Origin of the sequence: Pseudomonas sp. A-RE-19 (assembly GCF_019956555.1) — a bacterium.
GTDB lineage: Bacteria > Pseudomonadota > Gammaproteobacteria > Pseudomonadales > Pseudomonadaceae > Aquipseudomonas.
Genome location: NZ_JAHBDQ010000015.1, coordinates 96,964 through 117,258 on the forward strand (window position 1 = coordinate 96,964; position 20,295 = coordinate 117,258).

Sequence of the window (20,295 nt, forward strand, 5' to 3'; positions counted from 1 at the left end):
TTTCTAAATAATCAGCCGGTAGCCAAAGTAATGGACCGTTTTAACGCCATGCGCGTGTTCACCCGAATCGTCGAACTGGGCGGCTTTGCCAAAGCGGCGGACAGCCTGCAATTGCCCCGGGCTTCGGTGACCATTCTGATCAAGCAACTTGAGGCTCATCTGGGTGTGCAACTGCTGCAACGCACCACCCGGCATATCAGCCTGACGCTCGATGGCGCGGCTTATTACCCGCGTTGCGTGCAGTTACTGGCGGATCTGGAGGAAACCGAAGCGGTATTTTCCGCTGCTCGCCACAACCCCAAAGGTCTGCTGCGAGTGGACATGCCCGCGGGAGTGGGGCGTTTGATCGTGATCCCGGCATTGCCGCAGTTCACCACCCGGTATCCATTGATCGAACTGGAGATCGGTTTGAATGATCGGCCTGTGGATCTGATTCGCGAAGGCGTCGATTGCGTGTTGCGCGGTGGCTCGACCCTGGACGACTCACTGGTGGCGCGGCCGCTGGGCATGCTGGACCAGGTCACCTGTGCCAGCCCGGAATACTTGCAGCGACGTGGGACTCCGCTGTGCCTGGAGGATCTGAAAGGTCATCAGATGGTGGAATATTTTTCCAATAGCACTGGCAAACGCTACGGACTGGAATTTGCCGTCGATGACCAGCTGCGGTTGATCGACCTGCCCAAGCACGTCTCGGTCAACAGCGCCGATGGTTATCTGGCTGCGTGCGAGGCGGGATATGGCTTGGTCCAGACCCCGTATTATCACGTTGCCCGCCAGCTGAAGGAGGGGCGTTTGGTCGAGGTCCTGAGGGACGTGCCACCACCGGGCATGCCGCTGACGGCGCTCTATCCCCCTCACCGCCAGTTGTCCCGGCGGGTGCGGGTGTTCGTCGACTGGATGGTGGATCTCTGTGCGCAGTCGACTAACGGTTTTTTTAGAAAAGACTCACGCGGCTGAGCGGGTGCCGATAGGGTCATTGGCTCGGCGGTGTGTTCTCGTTGCGTTGGCGCTCTGCTGCAAGTTGTCATGCAACTGTTGCATGTGTGCGCAGTTCAGGTTGAGGGATCGAACTTGCACGCCTCGATGAAACAGTGCGTACCAGCCATTTTCACCGGCCGTGGGCATCAGTCCGGTGAAGGTGAAGCCCAGGGCTGACAGGTTGCGCAGGTTGCGGACGAAGTGCCGGGACAGTTCGAGTCGTGCCGAGATCAGCCAGTGCCTGGGCAGTCGCCAGAGTTGCTCAAGCAAATCCTTGTTCAAACGCTGAATGACAATGTCGAACCGATGCTGGTGTTGCTTGATCTGCAAGGCTATCGCGGGGCGCGACGTATTGTCCTGGTGGGTTCCGAACACCGAGCATAGATGCTGCATCAACGCACGGCAGCTGTCGGGCCAGGGAATGTCAGGGAGCGGACGCCTGTGTCCGTCGATCATGTGACAGCCCATCACAATGGTTTCCGGTAGCGGCTCAGCGAATGGCGAAGGAACATAATCGGGTAGCAGGCCCGTACTGTGGAAGCCGATTTTTTCGGCCATGCGTTGCGTGTAGGGATGGTGGGTGACTTGCTTGATCGAAACGCTCTCCAGCCCCAGTGAGCCTGATTGCATCAGTAACTCCCGGCCCAGACGGGTCGCGATGCTCTGCCCCTGTGCAGCGGGATGCACCACGCTGAGCGCCAGCTCCGCAGTATTCGAATGCACAGTGCGGCACAGTGCGGCGTGCCCGAGAACACGCACGTCATCCACCGCCAACATCGATTGCCAGCAACCCTCGGCATTGTGCTGATTGATCATGTTCGGCAGGTAGACATCCGGCTGAACGTAATGATCGCCATAGACCTCGCGAAACAACCTGCTCACGGCGCCTGCGTCGGAGGGGCGGTAAGGGCGAAAAACCAATCGGCTCATCACACAGACTCCAGCGCGGCAGCGTCATACACGCGCAAGTCCAGCACCCTCAGTTGTTTGCCCGAGCGAGGGTGAAGTCTCAGATCAGTCGTTGCACACGGCAGGACTCGCAACTCCAGCAGACCCTCGCGGCTCAGGTCGTCGATGACAGGGTAGTGGGCAACCAGTGCTTCAAACAGTGCCTGGCCTATCGGTTCCGCAGTGTGTAATGGAGAGTCGGGCACCCACTTCACGCTCAACAGATCCTTGTGGCCGGTCTGTTCGATCAGCAATTGCCATTGCTCGCTGTGAGCTACACGCCGAATGATCTCGTGTACGTCTTCGGTAAACAGCGACAGCACCCCTACTCGTACCCGCTGGCTATGGGCGCTACGGCCTTTGAGCGCGAATTTACGCGTTGGAGTCCCGACCGGTTCACACCAACAGGCACGGTCTCCTACCGGGTAACGCAGCAGCGGCATGAGCCGACGTGTCAGATTGGTCACCACGAGCATTCCGATGCGATCGCATTCCTCAATGACTTCACCTGTGTATTCATCGACGATTTCCAGCAGGGTTTGTTGTTCGAACATACGATGCTCGCCCAATGCACAGTCGCGATCGCTGGCGCCTATGAGTCCGGCGTCTACGCTGGCATAGCCAATAGAGGCGATACGGGCGTTCGGGAACACTTCGCCGAGAATGGCCAGCTGTGGGGCAAACAGGCTTTCGCCGCCATACAGTAGTGTCTCGACGCCACACAACACACGCTGATGCTGCGCCAGGTAGGCCGCAAATTTCAGTAGCTGTGCCGGCACTCCGGCCAGAACGTTGATCCGGTATCGCGCAATGGCATCTGCCAGGACGTCCAGCTCGACGTTTCCGGTAAACGGAAACTCGCTGATGGATCGCCCGACATGGGCCAGTGAGTCGTGGATAAACAGAAAGCTGGCGTAGAGATCCCCTGAAAAGAACAGATTGGCGACCCGGTCTCCGTTATTCAGTTGAGATGAGATACTGGCTCCGAAAGTACTGACCAATGCGTGCCACTCCTCGTAGGAGTACACCGCAAGTTTGCCCTGGCTGGTTGAGCCTCCGGTTTTAAACACCAGCGCATCATCGACGTTTCCGGTGAGGACCGGCCAGTGACTCAAATCGTTGCTGCCGGCCCAATAGTTGGACACGTTGGTTAGCGGTAGCTCTTTTAAAGAAGTACTGGTTGTGGGCAGGTGTTTCAGGTGCTCGTTATAGTAGTTTGAATGTTGTCGTACAAAAGGCACGAGTTGTTCGAGCGAATAAGTAGATTTCACGCAATCCCCTCTTTTAAATCAGGCGTCTTGGTTTAAAAAATACGGTCGTTGAAACGTTTTGTTTTTATATTCTTCGATCGATAATCAATGGGGTTTTGCCGCTGTGTTTATTTCGTATGAACTCATGTTCGGCGCACGCTGTAACTTCCACAATTAAAAGTGCAGCGGCCACCGCATTTGCCAATGCTTCATGGGTCAGTAGTTTTTCGCGTACCCAGGCGGTATCTGCGTTCGCCCGAATGTGCATTCGTTCGACCCCAGTGGTGGCGTGGTCCAGAACAATTTGAATGGGGACTCCCGCGATGTGTTCCAGCGCCGATGGCGAAATGAACTCCGTGGCAATCCGCACTAATTTGCCATGTCGCTGCAGCAGTTCGAATCGCGGCGATTCCAGTCCGCAGGCGCAGGCCCCGGGTATCCAGCGACCGGTGTCGCCGATGTCATATCGGTATACGTGCTGACCTTGTCGGGCGCGGGACGTAAACAGCAGACGACCGATCTCATTGGCCTGCACCGGTACATCCTGTTCGAGATGGACGATTTCCAGATGCTGCGTTTCGCACATCAAGTGAAACACTCCGTCCGCCGTCGCTCGGCAGGCATGTCCCAGAGGGCCAGCGTCGACAGAGCCGTAGATGGCAGAGCGAATCGTCGACACGCCGCAGCTTTCCATCAGGCGCCGACTGGCCTCGCCCGGATGCTCGCCACCAAGGAACACTTTGCCGATACCGGCATAGGCGCGGAGTCGGGCCTGTTCATTGAGAAACAGGCGATGCAGTGTGCTGGGCATGCCGATCAGTACGTTGACGCGTTGCTCCACGATCAGTCGGGCGATTTCGCTGAAGTCGTCGTCCTGGGGCGCACCCATAGGTAAATGCACTACGTCCATCTGTTCAAGAATGGTCGAAAAACTGAAAAAGCCACCGTACAGGTTGCCGCCGTAAAAGAGGTTCATCACCCGGTCCTGTGACGGATCGAGCCCGGCGGCGAAGAGGCCATCAGCCGCGGCGCGCATCTGTCGCTGGAAGTCGCGATAGCTGAAGCCGGCCAGGGCCGGGGTCCCGCTGCTGCCGCCGGAGCGGAAGTACAGTTGTGCTGCGGGGCTGATCGGTTGCGTGATGAAGGTGTTTTTGTCCATGATCGGGCCATGGGCTGTGTCGGGGGCAGGCGGTACCGGATCGAGCGTTGCACGGCCCGTCAAGACATCCGGGGGCAAACTTACCGAGAGGCGGCGACTCAGGCGCGACAGCGCGTAGACGCCATCGTGGGGCTCACCGGCATAGCCGTCATGAATCGACTCGCAAGGTGCAATGCGGCTGACACCGGCGTTGATCAATGTACGAACGAGCGCGGGCGTTTCTGTCGGAGGGGCTAACAGCGCGCAGCTTTGCAGGACGGTTCGCCAGGGCAACAGTGATTCGGCGATCAGGTGCTGCGGGACCGGCTTGAGCAGCACTGTCCGAAACAGCGGCGACGGCGCGAGCGTCTGATGATGCTCCCAGATGACACGCCATCCGGCGCCATCCCACACCTGGCCGGTCTGATCGGTAAAACACTGATCCAATCGCGCCATGGCTGTACGCGTAGTGATTTCCGATGCTTCCTGATCTGTCGGCAGCAGCGCTGGCCAGTGGGAGGCGCGACGTTTGAACGCTTCGGCGAGACGCTCCCCCAGGTCTCGCAGGACTGTCGGGTCATTGCTGTCTACCAGCACCCATTGAGGGCTGGAGCACGCCTGTTGATCCAGTCGACAGATTTCATCCGCCAACGCATCGAGGCTCGAAGGGCTCGCCGCTTCAGGTGACAGATAAGCGAAGCTGATCTTGTGCCCCCAATCGATCCAGCGGCATCCCGCAGGGATCTGCTGACGGATCGCCTTGAGCGCTGTTTCACCACCCCAGGCCGATACTCCGTCCGCCGTGGCGCAAAGTTGAGCTATCTGTGAGGTGCCAACGGGCAGCACCGCTACGAATTCGGCCAGCCTGCCGCTGCTGTCGCATTGCACAAGGGCGGCCAACAACCGAGCAGTCAAACCCTCGTCGCTGGAGCTGGGGCGTAACCAGTTAATATTGCCGGCCAGCAGGCTTTCGAGTATTGCGCAGAACGCCAGCAACGGCGCATTGCCCGGGGTGATATGCACCACCAGCCCTAACGGGTGCCAGCTTTCGAAGCATGGCTGTTGGTAGTCGATACGCCGTAGTGAACGCGGTTGCAGACCCAGCTCTCGCTCAAGTTTTGTCTCCAGGCTGTTGCGCTGGCAAAAATCGATCAGCCCCTGACAGTGATCGTCATCGAGAGGAAAATCCAGGCTGCGAGCCTGCAACCGCGCTGAAAACCGTGCGGCGGACTCGATGACGATGGCACTGTCGATCGGCGCAGCCAGCAGCCGGGGTAATTGTTTTTGAAGGCGGTCGAGGGCGCTTTCCAGGGAAACGTCGTCGCGGAGTTGGCCATTGATCAGGTACATATCAAGCCCTCCCGATCAGTTCTGAAGCGGCCATGGCACAGCTGCGACTGGCGGAGGTGCCGGCACGTCCATGGAGCTCGAACCAATCGGTCGTCAGGCCGCATCCGCAACTGGCGCCGGGGTGCAATGTTGCCAGATCGCCCATGACCACGGCATGGGCAGGGCTCGACGAAATGTACGGCGAGACGAATTCCAGCAAGCCACGCTGGCCATAAGGCTGGACAGTGAAATCGGATGGGTTGCGCACGAAAACCTTCGAGTAGATCGGTACATGAAAATGATGGTGGGCACACTGGATGTAGGGCACGGCATGCTCTACGGCACCATAACCGTCGCGACAGCGGGACAGGTCGATGCCCAATTGCCGATTGATTCGGGCATATAACTGACTCAGGGGGATTTCCTGTGCAGCCTGGGTTTTCCAGCCTCCCCCCAAAAACACCAATGACTGGGCAGGCAACTGCAAATTGGCAACCCGGGTGTCCTCCATGCACTGAAGCGCATGGGAAAGGAACGCTGGAAATCCGAGAATGCGAACGGGCAATCCTTCGTCGGCAAATTCCTGCAAGGCACGAATCACACCCAAAAGGTCGAACTCGTGGCCTTTTCCGGTCAGGCGCAAGCCGTAAACGACACGGTTGACGGGGGCATAGCTGCAAAGAAACTGATCGGTGTAGGCCGTGCCCAAGGTGATAGCCGCCTCGGGTTCATAGCTCAGGAGCAGATAATTGCAGGGGCTGTCCGGGGTATCCCATCCGTAGTGCCGGAAAATGTGGCTCACCATGCCTTGTGCCGCGGTCATGCTGCGATGGTCGTAGCGCATGCGACTCTTCTGGCCGCTGGTACCGGATGATGTGAGCTCCAGCGCACCTTCGCCTGTGGGACTGAACACCAAATGACGTTTGAAATAATTGGCGAAAATCGGCGGCAGCCTCGACCAGTCATCCAGCGTCTCCAGGGCTTTTTCATCAAGACCATTGGCGTTCAGCCAGCGTTCATAGCCCGGTGTGTGGTGGCAATGAAACAAGCTGATTTCACTCATGGCCTGATCGAACAGGCCTTCCGGCACGGAATCCAGGCAATAAGGTTGCGTTAACGCACAAAGTGCATCGGTATGGGGTAGATGGATCATCAAAAGACCTACTGTTGGGTGTCAGACTGCAAGCTGGATGTGAGAGCGGCGCAGAAACAGTCCCAAGGGCACCAGGCAGAACAGTCCCATGAGACCGGCCATCAGAGCGAAGGCTTCAAGGCTGTCACCGGCACCCAGCGCAGCGATAATCGAACCCCCACCACCCATGACCGCGATGGAGATCATGCCGATCGCGGCTGAAACCAGCCCTTTACTGTCGTCGGTGGAAAACAGTGCGAGCCGGTACAGCGCGGCGTTGCTCATGCCCAGACCAATGGCATAAAGCGACAGGCAACTGACCAACAGGAGCGTCGAAGCACCGGTGAGAGTGATGAGGATTAATGCAAGGAGGCCGCCGCAAAACGGCCAGAGCGCGTATCGGATCAGTTGGGGCAATTCAGTGTTGGCAATCAATCGGTTGAGTAGCAGATTGCCGAGAATGACTGCCGCAAATACCGGGATTTGCCACAGACCGTAGTACAAGGGGGAAAGCCCCTGGTTCTGGATCAGCAAGAGTGGCGCCAGCCCGATCCAGGCAATCAACGGCAGGCTCATCAGTCCCAAGGCGACGGTAGCGCGCAGGAATTGCGTGTTGGTGAGCAAAGCGGCGTAGCGGCGCACCGTGCCGCCCCATTCAAAGGGCACTGCAGCCAGCCGTTGACCGTCCTGACGCAAGGTGCCGACGGTTTCCGGCATGAACCAATAAAGGCCGAGCCAGACCATAACGCCGCTGATACCCAAGAGTAAAAACAGCTCCCGCCAGGAAAGCCATTCCAGTACCAGACTGCCGAGCAAGGGACCGAGCAGCGGGGAGAGCAGTGCAACGTTCCCCAGCAATGCCATGATCTTTACCGCGTCGGCTTCGCAGAAAACCTCTTGAAGGGCTGGATAGCTGACTGCAATGACAAATCCCAACCCCATGCCTTGAATCAGCCGCAAGCCGTTAAATGCCCAAATACTCTGGACGTTGAACGCTGCGGCACAGGCAATGGCAAATACTGCACAACCAATGAGCAGCATCTTGCGACGACCGAAGTGATCGGACAGCGGACCGATAAGCCATTGCAAAAGAATGCCGCCTGCCAAATATAGATTGAAGGCGTAAGGAACATGGCTCGGAGGGGCATTCAGTTGATGGGTTACGGTCAACATGGCCGGCATGATCATGTCACTGGCCATATAAGTCAGAAGTTCGAAAAGAGTGATTGCAAGGCAAAATCCAAGTAGTCGAGGCGGACTTATATCTATTAAAGGTTTGCGCATGACGTTCCTGTTGGTGCCGAAAGTTTAACGGCGAATGTGTAGCGGGCGGAGCAAGAATAACCGTCATGCAGAGATTGTTTTACGGGGTTGTTGGAACCGGATGTTTCAACTTTTTTCGTTATGTGTATTGCTGGATATTCAGGGAAAAAGAAGAGGGCAGTCCTATACGAAAAATGCCCGCTATAGAGCAGGCATTTTGTGTTGGGCTTGTAGGAAAAGTTATTGGGTTTTGAGTGAATAGTCGATTGTTGAGTCGTCAAAAAAATAGTCGAGTGTTATCGATGCTGATAATACGCAGGTCCGCCACGGTCGTAATGGTGGCCGCCATGCCAGCCATCATGGGGGAAAACGATACAGCCACTCAGGGTCAGGAGAGCAAGCAAGGGAATCAGCAGTGTGATTCGACGAAACATTTAAAAATCCTCATGGTTATCGCCGCAATGAAGTCAAAACTCGTCATCGGCTGTAACATGTGACCCCGTTCGAGCCCTCTCATTCCGGTAGAACGGTAGGGGCTTGGCATGCAATCGGATACAAACCGGATACATTTTTTGGTTCAGGAACCCGCAATGACCCAGTCGCAACGTTTGAAATACTCGATTCTGATCTCCCTGGTGGTACTGGGGATCATGTTCGGCCTTTCCTGGCTGCAGAACGCAGGGATCATCACAGAGAAACTGTTCCAGTACATCGCCATTGGCGTGGCGGTGGTCGTGGTGGTGATCAATGGCGTGATGCGTCGCAAGGTCAAGCCTTGAGCGACACTTCCTGGCCGGATTGCTCGCTATAAAGGACAGCGGCGGCTTGTGGATGCAGGCTGTAGCTTTTGTCCGGATTGAGGGTGATCACGCCTTCACTGCACAAGCGTTTCAACACTTCACGGACACTGAGAAAGGACAGGGGAATGTCCAGGTCCAGCAAGTGGCTGTGCACGCCGCGCACGCCCAGGCTGCGGTCGCTTTTAGCCGCGGTCAGCAACGCGTCGATGACTTTCAGGCGAATCAGGCTGGTTCGCAGGCCAAAGCTTTTGAGCAGAAACCTGATCCGCTCGTTGCCGTGGCGTTCGACCTGTTGATTGAACGCGCCGGGGCCCATGATGGTGCTCTTTGGCGCATGGCTACCGTCCGTTGGCAGTTGCGGGTTGTGCATGCAAAAACTCCTTTTCAGAGCCTGATCAGTAAAGTGCGATGGGTGCTCTCATTCAATAATGACGAACGAGCAGGGCAAATAATGAAGACCCACATGTCGAAAATTTGTCGCCGTTACGTCATCGGCCCGTGAGCCGGGCGTGGGGACGCCCCCAAAGGGCCTAAATTTTTGCGGTTTGCTTCGTTTCAAGGGGAGGCGCGTTGCGTGTCATACGTCTTTTCGATCAGGAGCGAGCGTGAATATTTCCAGGCAGTTAACCAGGTTGAGCGTTGCGGGTGTGTTGCTGGGGCTAAGCCTTGCGGCAAACGCGCGCAACCAGCCAGAGCAGGCGACGGCCGAGATTCGTCGTACCAGTTTTGGCGTGCCGCATATCCGTGCCGAAAACGAGCGCGGGCTCGGTTACGGTATTGGCTATGCCTACGCCCAAGACAATTTGTGTTTGCTGGCCAATGAGATTGTCACCGTCAATGGCGAGCGCTCCCGGTATTTTGGTCCGGACCTGTTGACGGTCGAAGAGCGCGGCAATCTGGCCAGCGATCTGTTTTTCAACTGGCTGAATACCCCCCAGGCGGTTGCCGCTTTCTGGCAGGCGCAAACGCCTGAAGTCCGTGAACTCATCGAAGGTTATGTGGCGGGTTACAACCGTTCGCTGACAGAACGTCGAGCGCAGGGTTTGCCGCCGCAATGCCAGGGAGAATGGGTGCGCGCAATTACGGCGCAGGACCTGGTCAGGTTGACCCGTCGCTTGCTGGTCGAAGGTGGGGTGGGACAGTTTGCCGAGGCAGTGGCCGGCGCTACCCCGCCGAAAACCGTCGCCCATGTGGCGGGCGAGCCGGCGTCGTTCCAGATTGCGGCTTCGCGCATGCAACGCTTCGCTCTGGATCGCGGCAGTAACGCCGTGGCGATCGGCAGCGAGCGTTCGTTCAACGGCCGCGGGATGTTGCTGGCCAATCCGCACTTTCCCTGGGTGGGCGGGATGCGTTTCTATCAGATGCACCTGACCATTCCCGGCAAACTGGATGTCATGGGCGCCGCGTTGCCCGGTCTGCCCATGATCAATATTGGGTTCAACCAGCACCTGGCATGGACCCATACGGTGGATTCGTCCAAGCACTTCACGCTGTATCGTCTGCAACTTGATCCCAAGGATCCGACCCGTTACCTGCTGGATGGCAAGTCCTTGCCGATGAAAAAGCAGACGTTGGCGGTTAACGTGAAGCAACCCGATGGCCAGACCCGGCAGATTTCCCATGTGATCTACAGTTCGGAATTCGGCCCGATTGTGCAATGGCCCGGAAAACTGGACTGGGACAACCAGTTCGCCTACAGCCTGCGCGATGCCAATCTGGATAACGACCGGGTCTTGCAGCAGTGGTATGCGATGAACCGTGCCGCCAGCCTCAAGGATTTGCAGGCATCGGTGCACAAGATTCAGGGGATCCCGTGGGTCAATACCCTGGCAGTGGACGATCAGGGGCAGACGCTTTACATGAACCTGTCGGTGGTGCCGAACGTCAGTGCCGCCAAGCTGGCCAAGTGCAGCGATCCGCGGGCTGGATTGCAGATGATCCTGCTTGACGGCTCCAACAGCGCTTGCGCCTGGGATATCGATCCGCGCGCGGCGCAAAAAGGTATTTTTGCGGCAGACAAATTGCCGCAATTGCTGCGCAAAGACTTTGTGCAGCATTCCAACGATTCGGCGTGGATGGTCAACCCGGCGCAACCGCTCACCGGTTTCTCGCCGTTGATCAGCCAGGACAATCAGCCATTGGGGTTGCGTTCGCGCTTCGCGCTGGAGCGTCTGGGCACCTTGGGCAAGGCCGGTCCTGTCGCTGCGGCGGACCTGCAACACATGGTGATGGACGATCAGGTGTATCAGGCCGCCCAGGTGATGCCGGACCTGCTGCAATACTGTGCTGCGGACCTCGGCGCCGATGCACCGACGCTTATGCCACTGTGTGCCAGCCTCAAGACGTGGGATCGCCGGGTGAATCTGGACAGTGGACTGGGCTTTGTGCATTTTCAGAATGTCATGGTGGCGTTACAGCAAATCCCTGACATCTGGCGTGTGGCGTTCGACCCGAAGGATCCGCAACACACACCGCGTGGCCTGGCAATCGAGCGGCCAGACGTCGCCAAAGCGATTCGGGCGGCGATGCTGGCCTCGGTCGAACAGGTAAACAATCTTGGGTTGAAGGCCGATAGCCGTTGGGGCGATATCCAGGTGGTCAGCAGTGGCGGGCAGCAAACGCCGATCCACGGAGGGCCGGGTACGCTGGGTGTGTATAACGCCATCCAAAGCGTGCCGAGAACCGATGGCAAGCGCGAAGTCGTCAGTGGCACCAGTTATTTGCAGGTGGTGACCTTCGATGACAAGGGACCGCAGGCCCAGGGCTTACTGGCGTTCTCGTTGTCCAGTGACCCTGCGTCGAAGTACTCCCGAGACCAGACACAAGCCTTTTCGAAGAAACAGCTGAGAGTGTTGCCGTTCACCGAGCAGCAGATCACGTCCGATCCGCAGTACCAGGCTCAGACGATTCGCGAGCAGGATGAAAAAACGGGGAAAATCGCCGCGCAGTAACAGCTATAGCGTTTGAGTGAAAAATGAAGGCCGCACCCCGCAAGGGTGGCGGCTTTCAGCTTTTTGGGATTTGTTGCGGAATCGAATTGAGGACCGGATTACCGTCGTTGTTACGGGTCAGGTAGACCGGTAGAACCTTGGGCAGTGAAGCCACCAGGTTGTCGAGTTCCTTGATGTTGTAGATACCGCCGAGGCGAATCGAGCCGGTGCTGTGATCCGCGACCATCACAGGCTTATTCAAATAACGGTTGATCAGGGGCAGGGCGTCGGTCAGCGCCAGATCATCGAGCACCAGTTTGCCGCTGCGCCAGGCCAGCGAATGGTCGTTGACAGAGGTCTGGCTGATTTGCGGGGTGAAGTCGCCGTGCCGGTAACGCGCCTGCATGGCAGGTTCAAGACGTAAACCCTCGCCGGGCAGGGCATCGTTGCTGGTCACCAGCACGGAGCCTTCGATCAGGTTCACGCGTACCTGGTCTTCATACATCCAGACGTTGAAGCGGGTTCCGGTGACGCGAATCCTGCCATCGGCCGCCCTGACGATAAACGGGTGCTGCCTGTCGTGACTGACGTTGAAGAAGGCTTCGCCTTTTTTCAGCGTGACACGCCGCTGATCCTTGTAATTGCTGAACGTCAGTTCACTGCCCAGGTTCAGTTCCACCTGGCTGCCGTCGCTCAGCGTGACCTGACGAACATTGTCGGTTGCCTCGAAATGCTGGTAGGCGTTGGGCAGCCAGCCCAGGTTCCATCCGGTATAGGCCGCCAGGGGCAGCGCCAGGGCGCAGACGGTGGCAGCAATGCCGGCGGTGCGCCAAGGCATTGTCGGTTTGACCCGAACAGCTGGCGCAGGGGATTCCGAGCGAGGCAAATCGCCCGCAACGTCCCAGATCTCCAGCATGGCTTCGTACTCGAAGGCGTGCAGAGGATGAGCATCACGCCATTGCTCGAACGCCTGGCGTTCTTCGTCTGTGCAGTCAACGGCGTGCAAGCGCATGCACCAGTGCGCAGCGGCATCGGTGATGGCGTCGTATTGGGCTTGCGAGAGAGAGTGGTCGGTCATTGACTCATCCTGATTTCCTGCATTCTAACCTTGAGGGGAAGTCGGCGAGAACAACCGTCATGGCAATTGCCCATCAACCGTGAACTTGTTTTTCACCCAAATGCCCTGAAAGCAGAGCGTCGCCGGGCAGTATCCATAGATGGAGTGAAAAAAAGATCAAAGGGGCGCTGTACTGCTTCAGCGCCCTGTCACCGCTTAAAACGCTGAGTTCATGGTGTACTTGTATGCAGTTGGCGCCCCAAATGACTGATCAACCAGGAAACACTGTCAGCGTTCCCTAACTGCACAGCCAATCTGATCTTCGAATCATTCATAAAGCGACTGCGGGCATCGGGCAGTGTCGTTTGACCGGTCAATTTCAAAACCAGAGCGCGCGCGCTGTCAGTGTTTTCATAGGTCGTTCGGCCAAAATCCTCCCAAAGGCCAGTCTCTTCATTCAAGACCGCGAAGAGTTCGTCTGATCGGCGCGACAGTGCTGTGCTCTGAACCGTGGAAAGGGCGGTTCTGAGCGCATTGGCACGAGGGCTGGATGTTTCGATCAGATCAGGAAAAGGCCTGACGGAGTCGAGGTATGCAATATCTTCCGTACGGCAAACGATGTGCGATAGCTCATGGAGCAGCGTAATTGCGCGTGCGTGAGCGCTGATCGGGAAAGACGGGTCAGACAAATAATTGCGGTAGTGATCAAGACGAGGAAGAAAGTACTTCTCGGCCAGGTAGATTTTGTGTTTGTCGTCCGATGGAATAACGAAGCCGTAGGTACCGTCCCTGCCTTCGAACAGCCTTCCGACGGCGAAACGCCTGGATTTCGGTTGCCTGAGTGTGGGGTCCAGCAAGGCAACAAAAATCTTACCTACCGTTTTTTCAAGCCTCGACACATGCTCCGGTAGTACCTCGGGCACATCAATAAATTCCTTGATGAGTCGGTGGACAGGTGACTCCACGCCATCGGCAGCCTTGAGTAATTGCAGGTTGCGCATACTGTTCCAGGCATAGTGGGTTGCCATGTCCAGACCTTCATCAATCAACCGGGCCTTTACAGGGAACAGCCGACGGATTTCGGGCATGCCGTCGGCTTCCACGTTCATGCCGTGCCTTACGGTCATCAACGTCTGCAATCGCCTGAGCATTCCGTAACGAGGACGTTGCGTTTCTGTATCCGCAATCCACTGCCTGGCCGTGTTCTGACGCAGATAGGGGCCTTGGGTCTTGTCGCCGACAATGCGCCAGCGCTCCCCACGTTGTTTGACGGGATAGACGTTGCCTCCAACGGCGGCGAAGTGTTGTTCTGTCGTCGGATGAGTGTAGAGGCCCAGTGCCGGATTCAATGCCATTGAATTCAGGTCTACATCCGTACTCTCGTGATGGCGCAAGCGAATGCGTTCGGGAGCAGTCATGTCTACGTCTTGCCATTTAAGTGGCAAGTCAGTTGCTTGCGGCGCTGACGCGTTGATGGCCGAAGACGGGGTCGCTTCCTCCTCTGTCGTTTGGCGCAGCATGGCAAGTTGCGCTATGCCACCGATGAACGACTTTATCGCCGGCTTCCATCGTTGCACCTGGAGGTCTTCGGCGGATTGTTTGATGTCTTTGTAACTGCGCCATACGGTGATCGGGTACGCCAGTTTGCCCATGAAGAACGTATAGGCCTGGTGCACATCCTCGCTCAATACATGCTTGATGACGGCCCATTCGCTCTGAGCGTTGGTATCAGACTGACAACCCAGCAATCGGCCGAGTAATGCGGCGTTGTCGTTGAACAACTGTGTAAACAGGTTGCCCGTGACAGGTGTGTGCCCCAGGCTCACGTCGTCAGGTTTGCCATTGGCGGTGGTCAATTTGCTTTCGCAGAGCGTGCGATCGGATGGCGACAGACAGCCGAGAACCCAGTTGCGTAAAGCCCCCGGCGTCTTCAATTCAGTCAGCAACAGCTGTTCATTTTCGTATTCTTTTACCCCATGTTCGGGGCTGTAGGGGGCGATCAGAACCCGAGGGCCGGTGACGTTCTGTTTTGATCCGATCAGATAGGTGCCCGGCACCTGAATCGCTTCGCCGCTTTTGATACCCAAGAGTTGCAGGGGACGGATAATCGCATCCGCCCCCCGCACAGCGGCGCGGGCGATGGCGTCGGGCATATCCATGACCTGTCGGATGAGATCGAACCCGCTCTGGCTCAGGCGCTTCTGCAGTTTTTCTGCGTGGGCATAGTGCATGAGTTGCCATGGCAACTGTGCGGCGAACGATTTTCTACGTGTCGCGGCGTAGCTGTGGGTGTCGGCAAGTGCGGCCTTCAATACTGTCTGCTGATGCTGGCCGAGGTTCAAATTCCGGATCAGGCGTTTGATATAGCTTTCGTCCATTCCTTCGGGAATCGTGGTGGCATCCAGTGAAACCAGCTTGAAACGGGCCTGTTCCAGGTCATGGAAGTGAATCAGGGCGAAATCTGTCAGGGTTTGCGTCGATGTCATGGACGTCGAAGGCTGGCTGATCTGTACCTGGACGTTGTCCGGGTCAATATCGAAGGTATCTGCCTTGAGTTGCTTCTCGAGTTCATGATGGGCCGTGCGCTGCAGCGAGCGAATGCCAGTCAGATAGTCTTTGTCGTCGTTGACGTTATGCACGTATTGCTGGAGCAGTTCTGCGTGCAGTACCTGATCTTCGATCGACGCCTCGCCAAGCCATGCTGGAAGCTTTTGCCGAGTGATCAGGGATCGGGCAATGTCCATTGCCCGGTGCAACCCTGTCATGGGTTGGCGCAACGACACGAGGTTCAGAAGACTGGACCGTGTCGCTTCGGGAAGCGCGTCGTGAAGTGCTTTTTCGACGAATTCAGCATCCAGTCGTACCTGTTCTTTTTGAATGTGGTCGAGAAAGTTTTCGTGAATCGGTTCCAGCGGCGCCAGGGTAAATGTATGGCTGAGCATTCGTTCGCCACGGCCCAGGTTTTCCAACAGTGAGAAACGTTCGTCGTGGTTTTGCAGGCGTCTCTGGAGCCTGCTCAATAAGGCTGTCAATGATGGGAGCGCTTCAAATCCCAGGGTCGGCGTCCATAAGATGGCCTTGCCCGAATGGGTCGGGTCCAGGCCGCCCCGTTCAGTCAGCACAAAACAGCTGGCCAGTTTCATTAAGTCCGCAGAGTCGCCAGCCTTTAAAGCCAGTGAAAACACATCGGGCAAAAAACCGTTCAGTCCGACGCGCTGGAGCCTTACGGGAGTGTCGAGGACTGTTTTGATAATCGCCTGTTCTACAGCGCCCAGTGTGCCGGCGGATGTCCGTAGTTGGAGCTCGCCGCGCAATGCCGCCGACAGCGTGCGAGTGAAGCCGGACTGCAACTGCGCCAGAGACCCGCCGACGATATTTTGTGCTTCAACGACCGTGCGGGTTGTGGTGGGGATGACAGGGTGACTGGCAAGTTGCCGTTCGAGTGTCTGTTCAGCGGCGCTGAACAGCGTCAGTTGTTCGCTGGCCGACTCCGCATGCGCGGCGGCCGCCAGGGCGTTCCGTTGTTGCTGCGACTGTTTACTCCATCGCAGGTCCACCTGCGTGCTCCATCGTCCACCGGCATCGGCGACCAACAGCCGATGATCGATCAATCCTCGTATATCCAGCGCCTTGTCCAGCAAGGCATGCGGGTCGAGCATGCCTTCACTTGCCTGGTAGCGGCGCAGCGCATAAGTCAGGTTTGTCAGTTGCTTGCCGAGGATGTCCTTCATCAGTTGCTCGAACACCGCGCCGACAATCGGCTCACCGACAATGGTGCGCTCGTTCGAATTCAATGACAGGAATGTGTCACGTTCGTCGAGGGACATGAAATCAAGCAGATTGTCTTCACGACCTTCGCTTTTCAGCATGTCCAACACGATGCGCCTGATTTCTGCCCGGTCAGAGGTGCCTTCGATGCCTCTGGATGGGGTATACAAATAGCTCAGGGTATCGGCGCTGGTGATCATCAAGGAGCAGGCCAGTTGCGCGTAATGCTTATGAGGTGCGCTGACACGAACTTTTTCGATGCGCAGTTCACCGTCCGAAGCCAATGAGTCGTTGATGCCGGTCTGGCCGACGGTTATCAACTCAAGGTATTTGCTTGACGACAAATTACCTCGCTGGCGTTTGAGCAAAAGTACAGTGTGATAACTGTCGCAAAGGCACCTGGAAAAAAAGTCCGAGCGTGTTTGTTCGTTGCTGATGGGGGTGTTCCAGAAGGATTCGAGCAAGCTGCCAAGGCTAAGCGAAAGGTTTTTTGCGCCCTCTGTTATCGCTCTTTCCCAGAATTGGTTGTCCGCGTCGCTGCTGATGCCATGACCTGGATGGGAAAAAATCCTGTAGTCACCCTGTGGCCACTGATTCGTCTGATAGTAGTGCAGCAAGGCATCGCTCAATGACAGCGAAGACTGCTTATGGATGCGTTCAATGTTATCGACGCTGGAGCGGGTAAAGCTTTCCAGGCGAGTCAGGCGCTGATCCAGTCGGGGGAAGCGCCCGGCCAGTGCCGTTTTCAGCGTTTCATCCAGCATCCACTGGAGTGTCGGTATCTTCACCAGCTCATCGATCATCGCCTTGAGATTGTGTGCCTGATTGAGTTGGATGAGCCGTTCCTGATCCTGGAATACTGCCCCTTCGATTTCTTTCGTGGAAATGCCTGACACCGTGGTTGCCAACACGGTCTCGCGCTGCCCGATGGAGAGGTAACGCAACAACTCTCGTTGCCCGGTGGTCTGTCCAAGCCATTGCTTGAGTCCATTTATGAGGCTGGCCATGTCGGCGAATTTGATCAGGCCCTTCCACGGGGTGTAGAGCATCACCGATGAAGTGTTGGGCAGGCTCATGGCAAAGGCCCCGGCCAACGGTATATCGGCTGCGCCGATCAGGCGCAGAAGCAGACGGTCGACTTGCATGGGCCTGCTTTGAGCCATGCGAGCCGCGTGGGTGGGGAGATACACACCGCTCAACCAATTCAGGTCATCGCGGGTGAAGTTCAGCGCTTTTTCGCGAACACCGAGTTCCTTGGCAAGGGACCCTCGATGCGCCTCGTCGAAAAAATAGGGCTGTGTGGCAGATGTCATGGCGTTTCCTCTAATGGGCTGCGGCGTGAAATTGCAGCCGTTGGATCGAGGAAAAACATTAGGGCCAATGGAAGGCCTGAGTGCGGTACATATTGCTTGACCCTGACCCCGCGCCGAGGGCTTGACAGGAGCCCGGTAAAACAGCGCTTAATCGACGAGTGTTTTCCGGTTGCCCTGCAACTTTGTTTGACCTGTTGCCCGTATCTAATAAAAAAATTGGAGCTTCAGATGTCTGCGCCACACGATCATGTGTCCACTGCGGTTTCGCAAAACCTGTCCTTCGAAGCGCTGACGGCGTTGCTCGAGCAGATCTTCCTGCGCCACGGCACCTCAGCCGAGGTCGCCCGAACCCTGGCCCTCAACTGCGCCGGTGCCGAGCGCGACGGGGCTCACAGTCACGGTGTATTTCGCATCCCCGGTTATGTGTCGACGCTGCAAAGCGGTTGGGTCAATGGTCAGGCCGTGCCGGTGGTCGAGGACGTGGCCTCGGGCTTTGTCCGGGTCGACGCCGGTAATGGTTTCGCGCAACCGGCCCTCGCGGCAGCGCGGCCATTGTTGGTAGAGAAAGCCCGCAGCGCCGGCATCGCGGTGCTGGCCATCCGCAATTCCCACCACTTCGCCGCCTTGTGGCCGGACGTCGAGCCGTTTGCCGATGAAGGGTTGGTGGCACTGAGCGTGGTCAACAGCATGACCTGCGTAGTGCCGCACGGTGCCGATCGTCCACTGTTCGGGACCAACCCGATTGCCTTCGCCGCCCCTCGGGCCAACGGTGACCCGATCGTCTTCGATCTCGCGACCAGCGCCATTGCCCATGGCGATGTGCAGATCGCTGCCCGCAAAGGCGAGCGCTTGCCGCCAGGCATGGGGGTGGACAGCCTCGGCCAACCGACCCAGGACCCGAAAGCGATCCTTGAAGGCGGCGCATTGTTGCCGTTTGGCGGGCACAAGGGTTCGGCGCTGTCGATGATGGTGGAACTGTTGGCGGCGGCGTTGACCGGGGGCAATTTTTCTTTCGAGTTCGATTGGTCGAACCATCCGGGGGCGAAAACACCCTGGACCGGTCAACTGCTGATCGTGATCGATCCGAGCAAGTCGGCGGGGCAGAGCTTCGCCGAACGCAGTCAGGAACTGGTCCGGCAGATGCACGGTGTAGGGCTCAAGCGGTTACCGGGTGATCGACGTCACCGGCAGCGCGCCAAAGCCAAGGTCGAAGGCATTGCGCTCGATGCTCAGACGCTGGCGGATCTGCGGAAACTGGCAGGGCTCTGAGGTCAAGCGCAATCCTTGATGTGGGAGCGGGCTTGCTCGCGAAAGCGGTGTATCAGGCGACATCAATGTTGACTGTACCGCCGCCTTCGCGAGCAAGCCCGCTCCCACAGGTTCGGTACTGACGCTCAATGGCTTAACGCCGCCCCAACAACAGCCCGACCACCAGACCGAATCCGGCGGAAATGGCCACGGTTTGCCAAGGATGACCGCCGATGTAGATTTCGGTGGCGTCGACCGCGGGTTGGGTCCGGTCACGTACGCTGGATACCGAATTCCGGGCCTGCTGGAGTTTCAGAGCGATTTGCCCCCGAAGGGTGTCCGCTTCCTCACCGACCAGTGAAGCACTGCTCTTCAGCAGCTTTTCCGACTCTTCGATCAGGGCCTGAAGTTCGCTGAAGACCTGATCCTTGATTTGATCCTCGGCGACTTGATCGATGATTTTGCGGGCCATTGGAGTACTCCTTGCAGGTGAATGGACGGTGAACAATGGAGTGTGCCACCGTGGCAAAAGTTGCAGCAATTTTGCGTGGCGACTCAACCCTGAAGAAAAATCCAGGGCAGGACATTTCTTCCTACAGTGTAAGATGTCGCCTATTTTACGCAGCAGGTATCTTCCATGAGTTTCAATCTGGCCGACAAACCCCTTGCCGAGCGCGCGGCGCTTGAAGACGAAAAATCCCGTCTGTTCGAACTCTGGCAAAACAACCTGGGCAAAGCCAAGGGTGAGGCCGCCCGGTTGTTCGGTGAGCGTGCCAAGCGCAAAGGCAAATGGGCCGAGTGGGTCCGCTCCGAACTCGATGGCATGTCGCCGCCGGAGTTCGCGAACATGGTGCGCAGTGAAGTCAATCGCCTGATGGCTGCCAAATAAGCTTCCAGCACTGACAGTTTCGAAATGGCCGAAGATCAAAAGATCGCAGGCTTCGCCAGCTCCTACGGGGAATGAGTACGCCCGATCAATGGCGGATGTACGCACTCGTGTAGGAGCTGCCGAAGCAGACTGTGTGAAAACGCAATATTAGCGGATCAAGCAAACGCCCCGACTTGTTCGGGGCGTTTGCTTTTGTGCGGGAAGCAGACGAAAAAAGGCTTTTCAGCCCATTAACGCCATCATTTTGGGGAC

15 protein-coding genes are annotated in these 20,295 nt (G+C 57.2%); 6 read left to right on the forward strand and 9 right to left on the reverse strand.

All coding sequences use genetic code 11. From position 1 onward, the window contains the following. Positions 1-30: 30 nt before the first annotated feature. Positions 31-957, forward strand: coding sequence for a LysR family transcriptional regulator (locus KGB14_RS12010; RefSeq protein WP_223486832.1), 927 nt, complete (start codon positions 31-33; stop codon positions 955-957). On the opposite strand, the gene KGB14_RS12015 is transcribed toward KGB14_RS12010, so the two are convergent. From KGB14_RS12015 to KGB14_RS12035, 5 genes are all read right to left on the reverse strand, one after another. Beyond that, positions 946-1,908 carry a GNAT family N-acetyltransferase gene (locus KGB14_RS12015; protein ID WP_223486834.1) on the reverse strand — a complete coding sequence of 321 codons (963 nt, stop codon included), beginning with the start codon at positions 1,906-1,908 and terminating at the stop codon, positions 946-948. The genes KGB14_RS12010 and KGB14_RS12015 overlap by 12 nt on opposite strands. Continuing rightward, positions 1,908-3,197: an AMP-binding protein gene (locus tag KGB14_RS12020; RefSeq protein WP_223486836.1), complete on the reverse strand. Its 1,290-nt coding sequence runs from the start codon at positions 3,195-3,197 to the stop codon at positions 1,908-1,910. The genes KGB14_RS12015 and KGB14_RS12020 overlap by 1 nt, the downstream gene beginning before the upstream one ends. A 64-nt stretch (positions 3,198-3,261) precedes the next feature. After that, on the reverse strand, positions 3,262-5,664 hold the full coding sequence (locus KGB14_RS12025) for an acyl-CoA reductase (protein ID WP_223486838.1): 2,403 nt from the start codon (positions 5,662-5,664) through the stop codon (positions 3,262-3,264). Between the two features lies 1 nt (position 5,665). Then, entirely contained in the window at positions 5,666-6,796 is a 1,131-nt protein-coding gene (locus KGB14_RS12030; protein ID WP_223486840.1) for an acyl-protein synthase, read from the reverse strand. Positions 6,797-6,817: 21 nt separating this feature from the next. Beyond that, positions 6,818-8,059 (reverse strand): MFS transporter, encoded by a 1,242-nt coding sequence (locus KGB14_RS12035; protein ID WP_223486842.1) that lies wholly within the window; start codon positions 8,057-8,059, stop codon positions 6,818-6,820. Between the two features lie 326 nt (positions 8,060-8,385). Here KGB14_RS12035 and KGB14_RS12040 point away from each other — a divergent pair, with 326 nt between their 5' ends. Then, on the forward strand, positions 8,386-8,535 hold the full coding sequence (locus KGB14_RS12040) for a hypothetical protein (RefSeq protein ID WP_223486857.1): 150 nt from the start codon (positions 8,386-8,388) through the stop codon (positions 8,533-8,535). A gap of 93 nt (positions 8,536-8,628) precedes the next feature. Next, entirely contained in the window at positions 8,629-8,817 is a 189-nt protein-coding gene (locus KGB14_RS12045) for a hypothetical protein (protein ID WP_223486845.1), read from the forward strand. Here the strand turns inward: KGB14_RS12045 and KGB14_RS12050 are convergent. Then, entirely contained in the window at positions 8,807-9,208 is a 402-nt protein-coding gene (locus KGB14_RS12050) for a fe2+ zn2+ uptake regulation protein (protein ID WP_223486847.1), read from the reverse strand. The two genes, KGB14_RS12045 and KGB14_RS12050, sit on opposite strands and share 11 nt — an antisense overlap. A 235-nt stretch (positions 9,209-9,443) precedes the next feature. Here KGB14_RS12050 and KGB14_RS12055 point away from each other — a divergent pair, with 235 nt between their 5' ends. Next, on the forward strand, positions 9,444-11,789 hold the full coding sequence (locus tag KGB14_RS12055) for an acylase (RefSeq protein WP_223486849.1): 2,346 nt from the start codon (positions 9,444-9,446) through the stop codon (positions 11,787-11,789). A 55-nt stretch (positions 11,790-11,844) separates the two neighbouring features. Here the strand turns inward: KGB14_RS12055 and KGB14_RS12060 are convergent, their stop codons facing one another. After that, on the reverse strand, positions 11,845-12,846 hold the full coding sequence (locus KGB14_RS12060; RefSeq protein WP_223486851.1) for a FecR family protein: 1,002 nt from the start codon (positions 12,844-12,846) through the stop codon (positions 11,845-11,847). A gap of 209 nt (positions 12,847-13,055) precedes the next feature. Beyond that, positions 13,056-17,906 carry a dermonecrotic toxin domain-containing protein gene (locus KGB14_RS12065; protein WP_223486853.1) on the reverse strand — a complete coding sequence of 1,617 codons (4,851 nt, stop codon included), beginning with the start codon at positions 17,904-17,906 and terminating at the stop codon, positions 13,056-13,058. A gap of 228 nt (positions 17,907-18,134) precedes the next feature. Between KGB14_RS12065 and KGB14_RS12070 the strand changes: the two genes are divergently transcribed. Continuing rightward, entirely contained in the window at positions 18,135-19,175 is a 1,041-nt protein-coding gene (locus KGB14_RS12070; protein ID WP_223486855.1) for an Ldh family oxidoreductase, read from the forward strand. A 133-nt stretch (positions 19,176-19,308) separates the two neighbouring features. Here KGB14_RS12070 and KGB14_RS12075 read toward each other — a convergent pair whose 3' ends face one another. Beyond that, complete coding sequence (locus KGB14_RS12075) at positions 19,309-19,626, reverse strand: YqjD family protein (protein ID WP_223486856.1); 318 nt, start codon at positions 19,624-19,626, stop codon at positions 19,309-19,311. Positions 19,627-19,791: 165 nt separating this feature from the next. Here KGB14_RS12075 and KGB14_RS12080 point away from each other — a divergent pair, with 165 nt between their 5' ends. Next, positions 19,792-20,043 carry a hypothetical protein gene (locus KGB14_RS12080; RefSeq protein ID WP_007937833.1) on the forward strand — a complete coding sequence of 84 codons (252 nt, stop codon included), beginning with the start codon at positions 19,792-19,794 and terminating at the stop codon, positions 20,041-20,043. Positions 20,044-20,295: the final 252 nt, after the last annotated feature.

What these genes read in the sequence shown, in the direction of transcription:
- KGB14_RS12045 (WP_223486845.1), top strand. Translation starts at nt 8,629, where the DNA reads ATGACCCAGTCGCAACGTTTGAAATACTCGATTCTGATCTCCCTGGTG.
- KGB14_RS12075 (WP_223486856.1), bottom strand. Translation starts at nt 19,626, where the DNA reads ATGGCCCGCAAAATCATCGATCAAGTCGCCGAGGATCAAATCAAGGAT.
- KGB14_RS12015 (WP_223486834.1), bottom strand. Translation starts at nt 1,908, where the DNA reads ATGAGCCGATTGGTTTTTCGCCCTTACCGCCCCTCCGACGCAGGCGCC.
- KGB14_RS12025 (WP_223486838.1), bottom strand. Translation starts at nt 5,664, where the DNA reads ATGTACCTGATCAATGGCCAACTCCGCGACGACGTTTCCCTGGAAAGC.
- KGB14_RS12065 (WP_223486853.1), bottom strand. Translation starts at nt 17,906, where the DNA reads ATGACATCTGCCACACAGCCCTATTTTTTCGACGAGGCGCATCGAGGG.
- KGB14_RS12070 (WP_223486855.1), top strand. Translation starts at nt 18,135, where the DNA reads ATGTCTGCGCCACACGATCATGTGTCCACTGCGGTTTCGCAAAACCTG.
- KGB14_RS12030 (WP_223486840.1), bottom strand. Translation starts at nt 6,796, where the DNA reads ATGATCCATCTACCCCATACCGATGCACTTTGTGCGTTAACGCAACCT.
- KGB14_RS12035 (WP_223486842.1), bottom strand. Translation starts at nt 8,059, where the DNA reads ATGCGCAAACCTTTAATAGATATAAGTCCGCCTCGACTACTTGGATTT.
- KGB14_RS12010 (WP_223486832.1), top strand. Translation starts at nt 31, where the DNA reads ATGGACCGTTTTAACGCCATGCGCGTGTTCACCCGAATCGTCGAACTG.
- KGB14_RS12060 (WP_223486851.1), bottom strand. Translation starts at nt 12,846, where the DNA reads ATGACCGACCACTCTCTCTCGCAAGCCCAATACGACGCCATCACCGAT.
- KGB14_RS12050 (WP_223486847.1), bottom strand. Translation starts at nt 9,208, where the DNA reads ATGCACAACCCGCAACTGCCAACGGACGGTAGCCATGCGCCAAAGAGC.
- KGB14_RS12040 (WP_223486857.1), top strand. Translation starts at nt 8,386, where the DNA reads ATGCCAGCCATCATGGGGGAAAACGATACAGCCACTCAGGGTCAGGAG.
- KGB14_RS12080 (WP_007937833.1), top strand. Translation starts at nt 19,792, where the DNA reads ATGAGTTTCAATCTGGCCGACAAACCCCTTGCCGAGCGCGCGGCGCTT.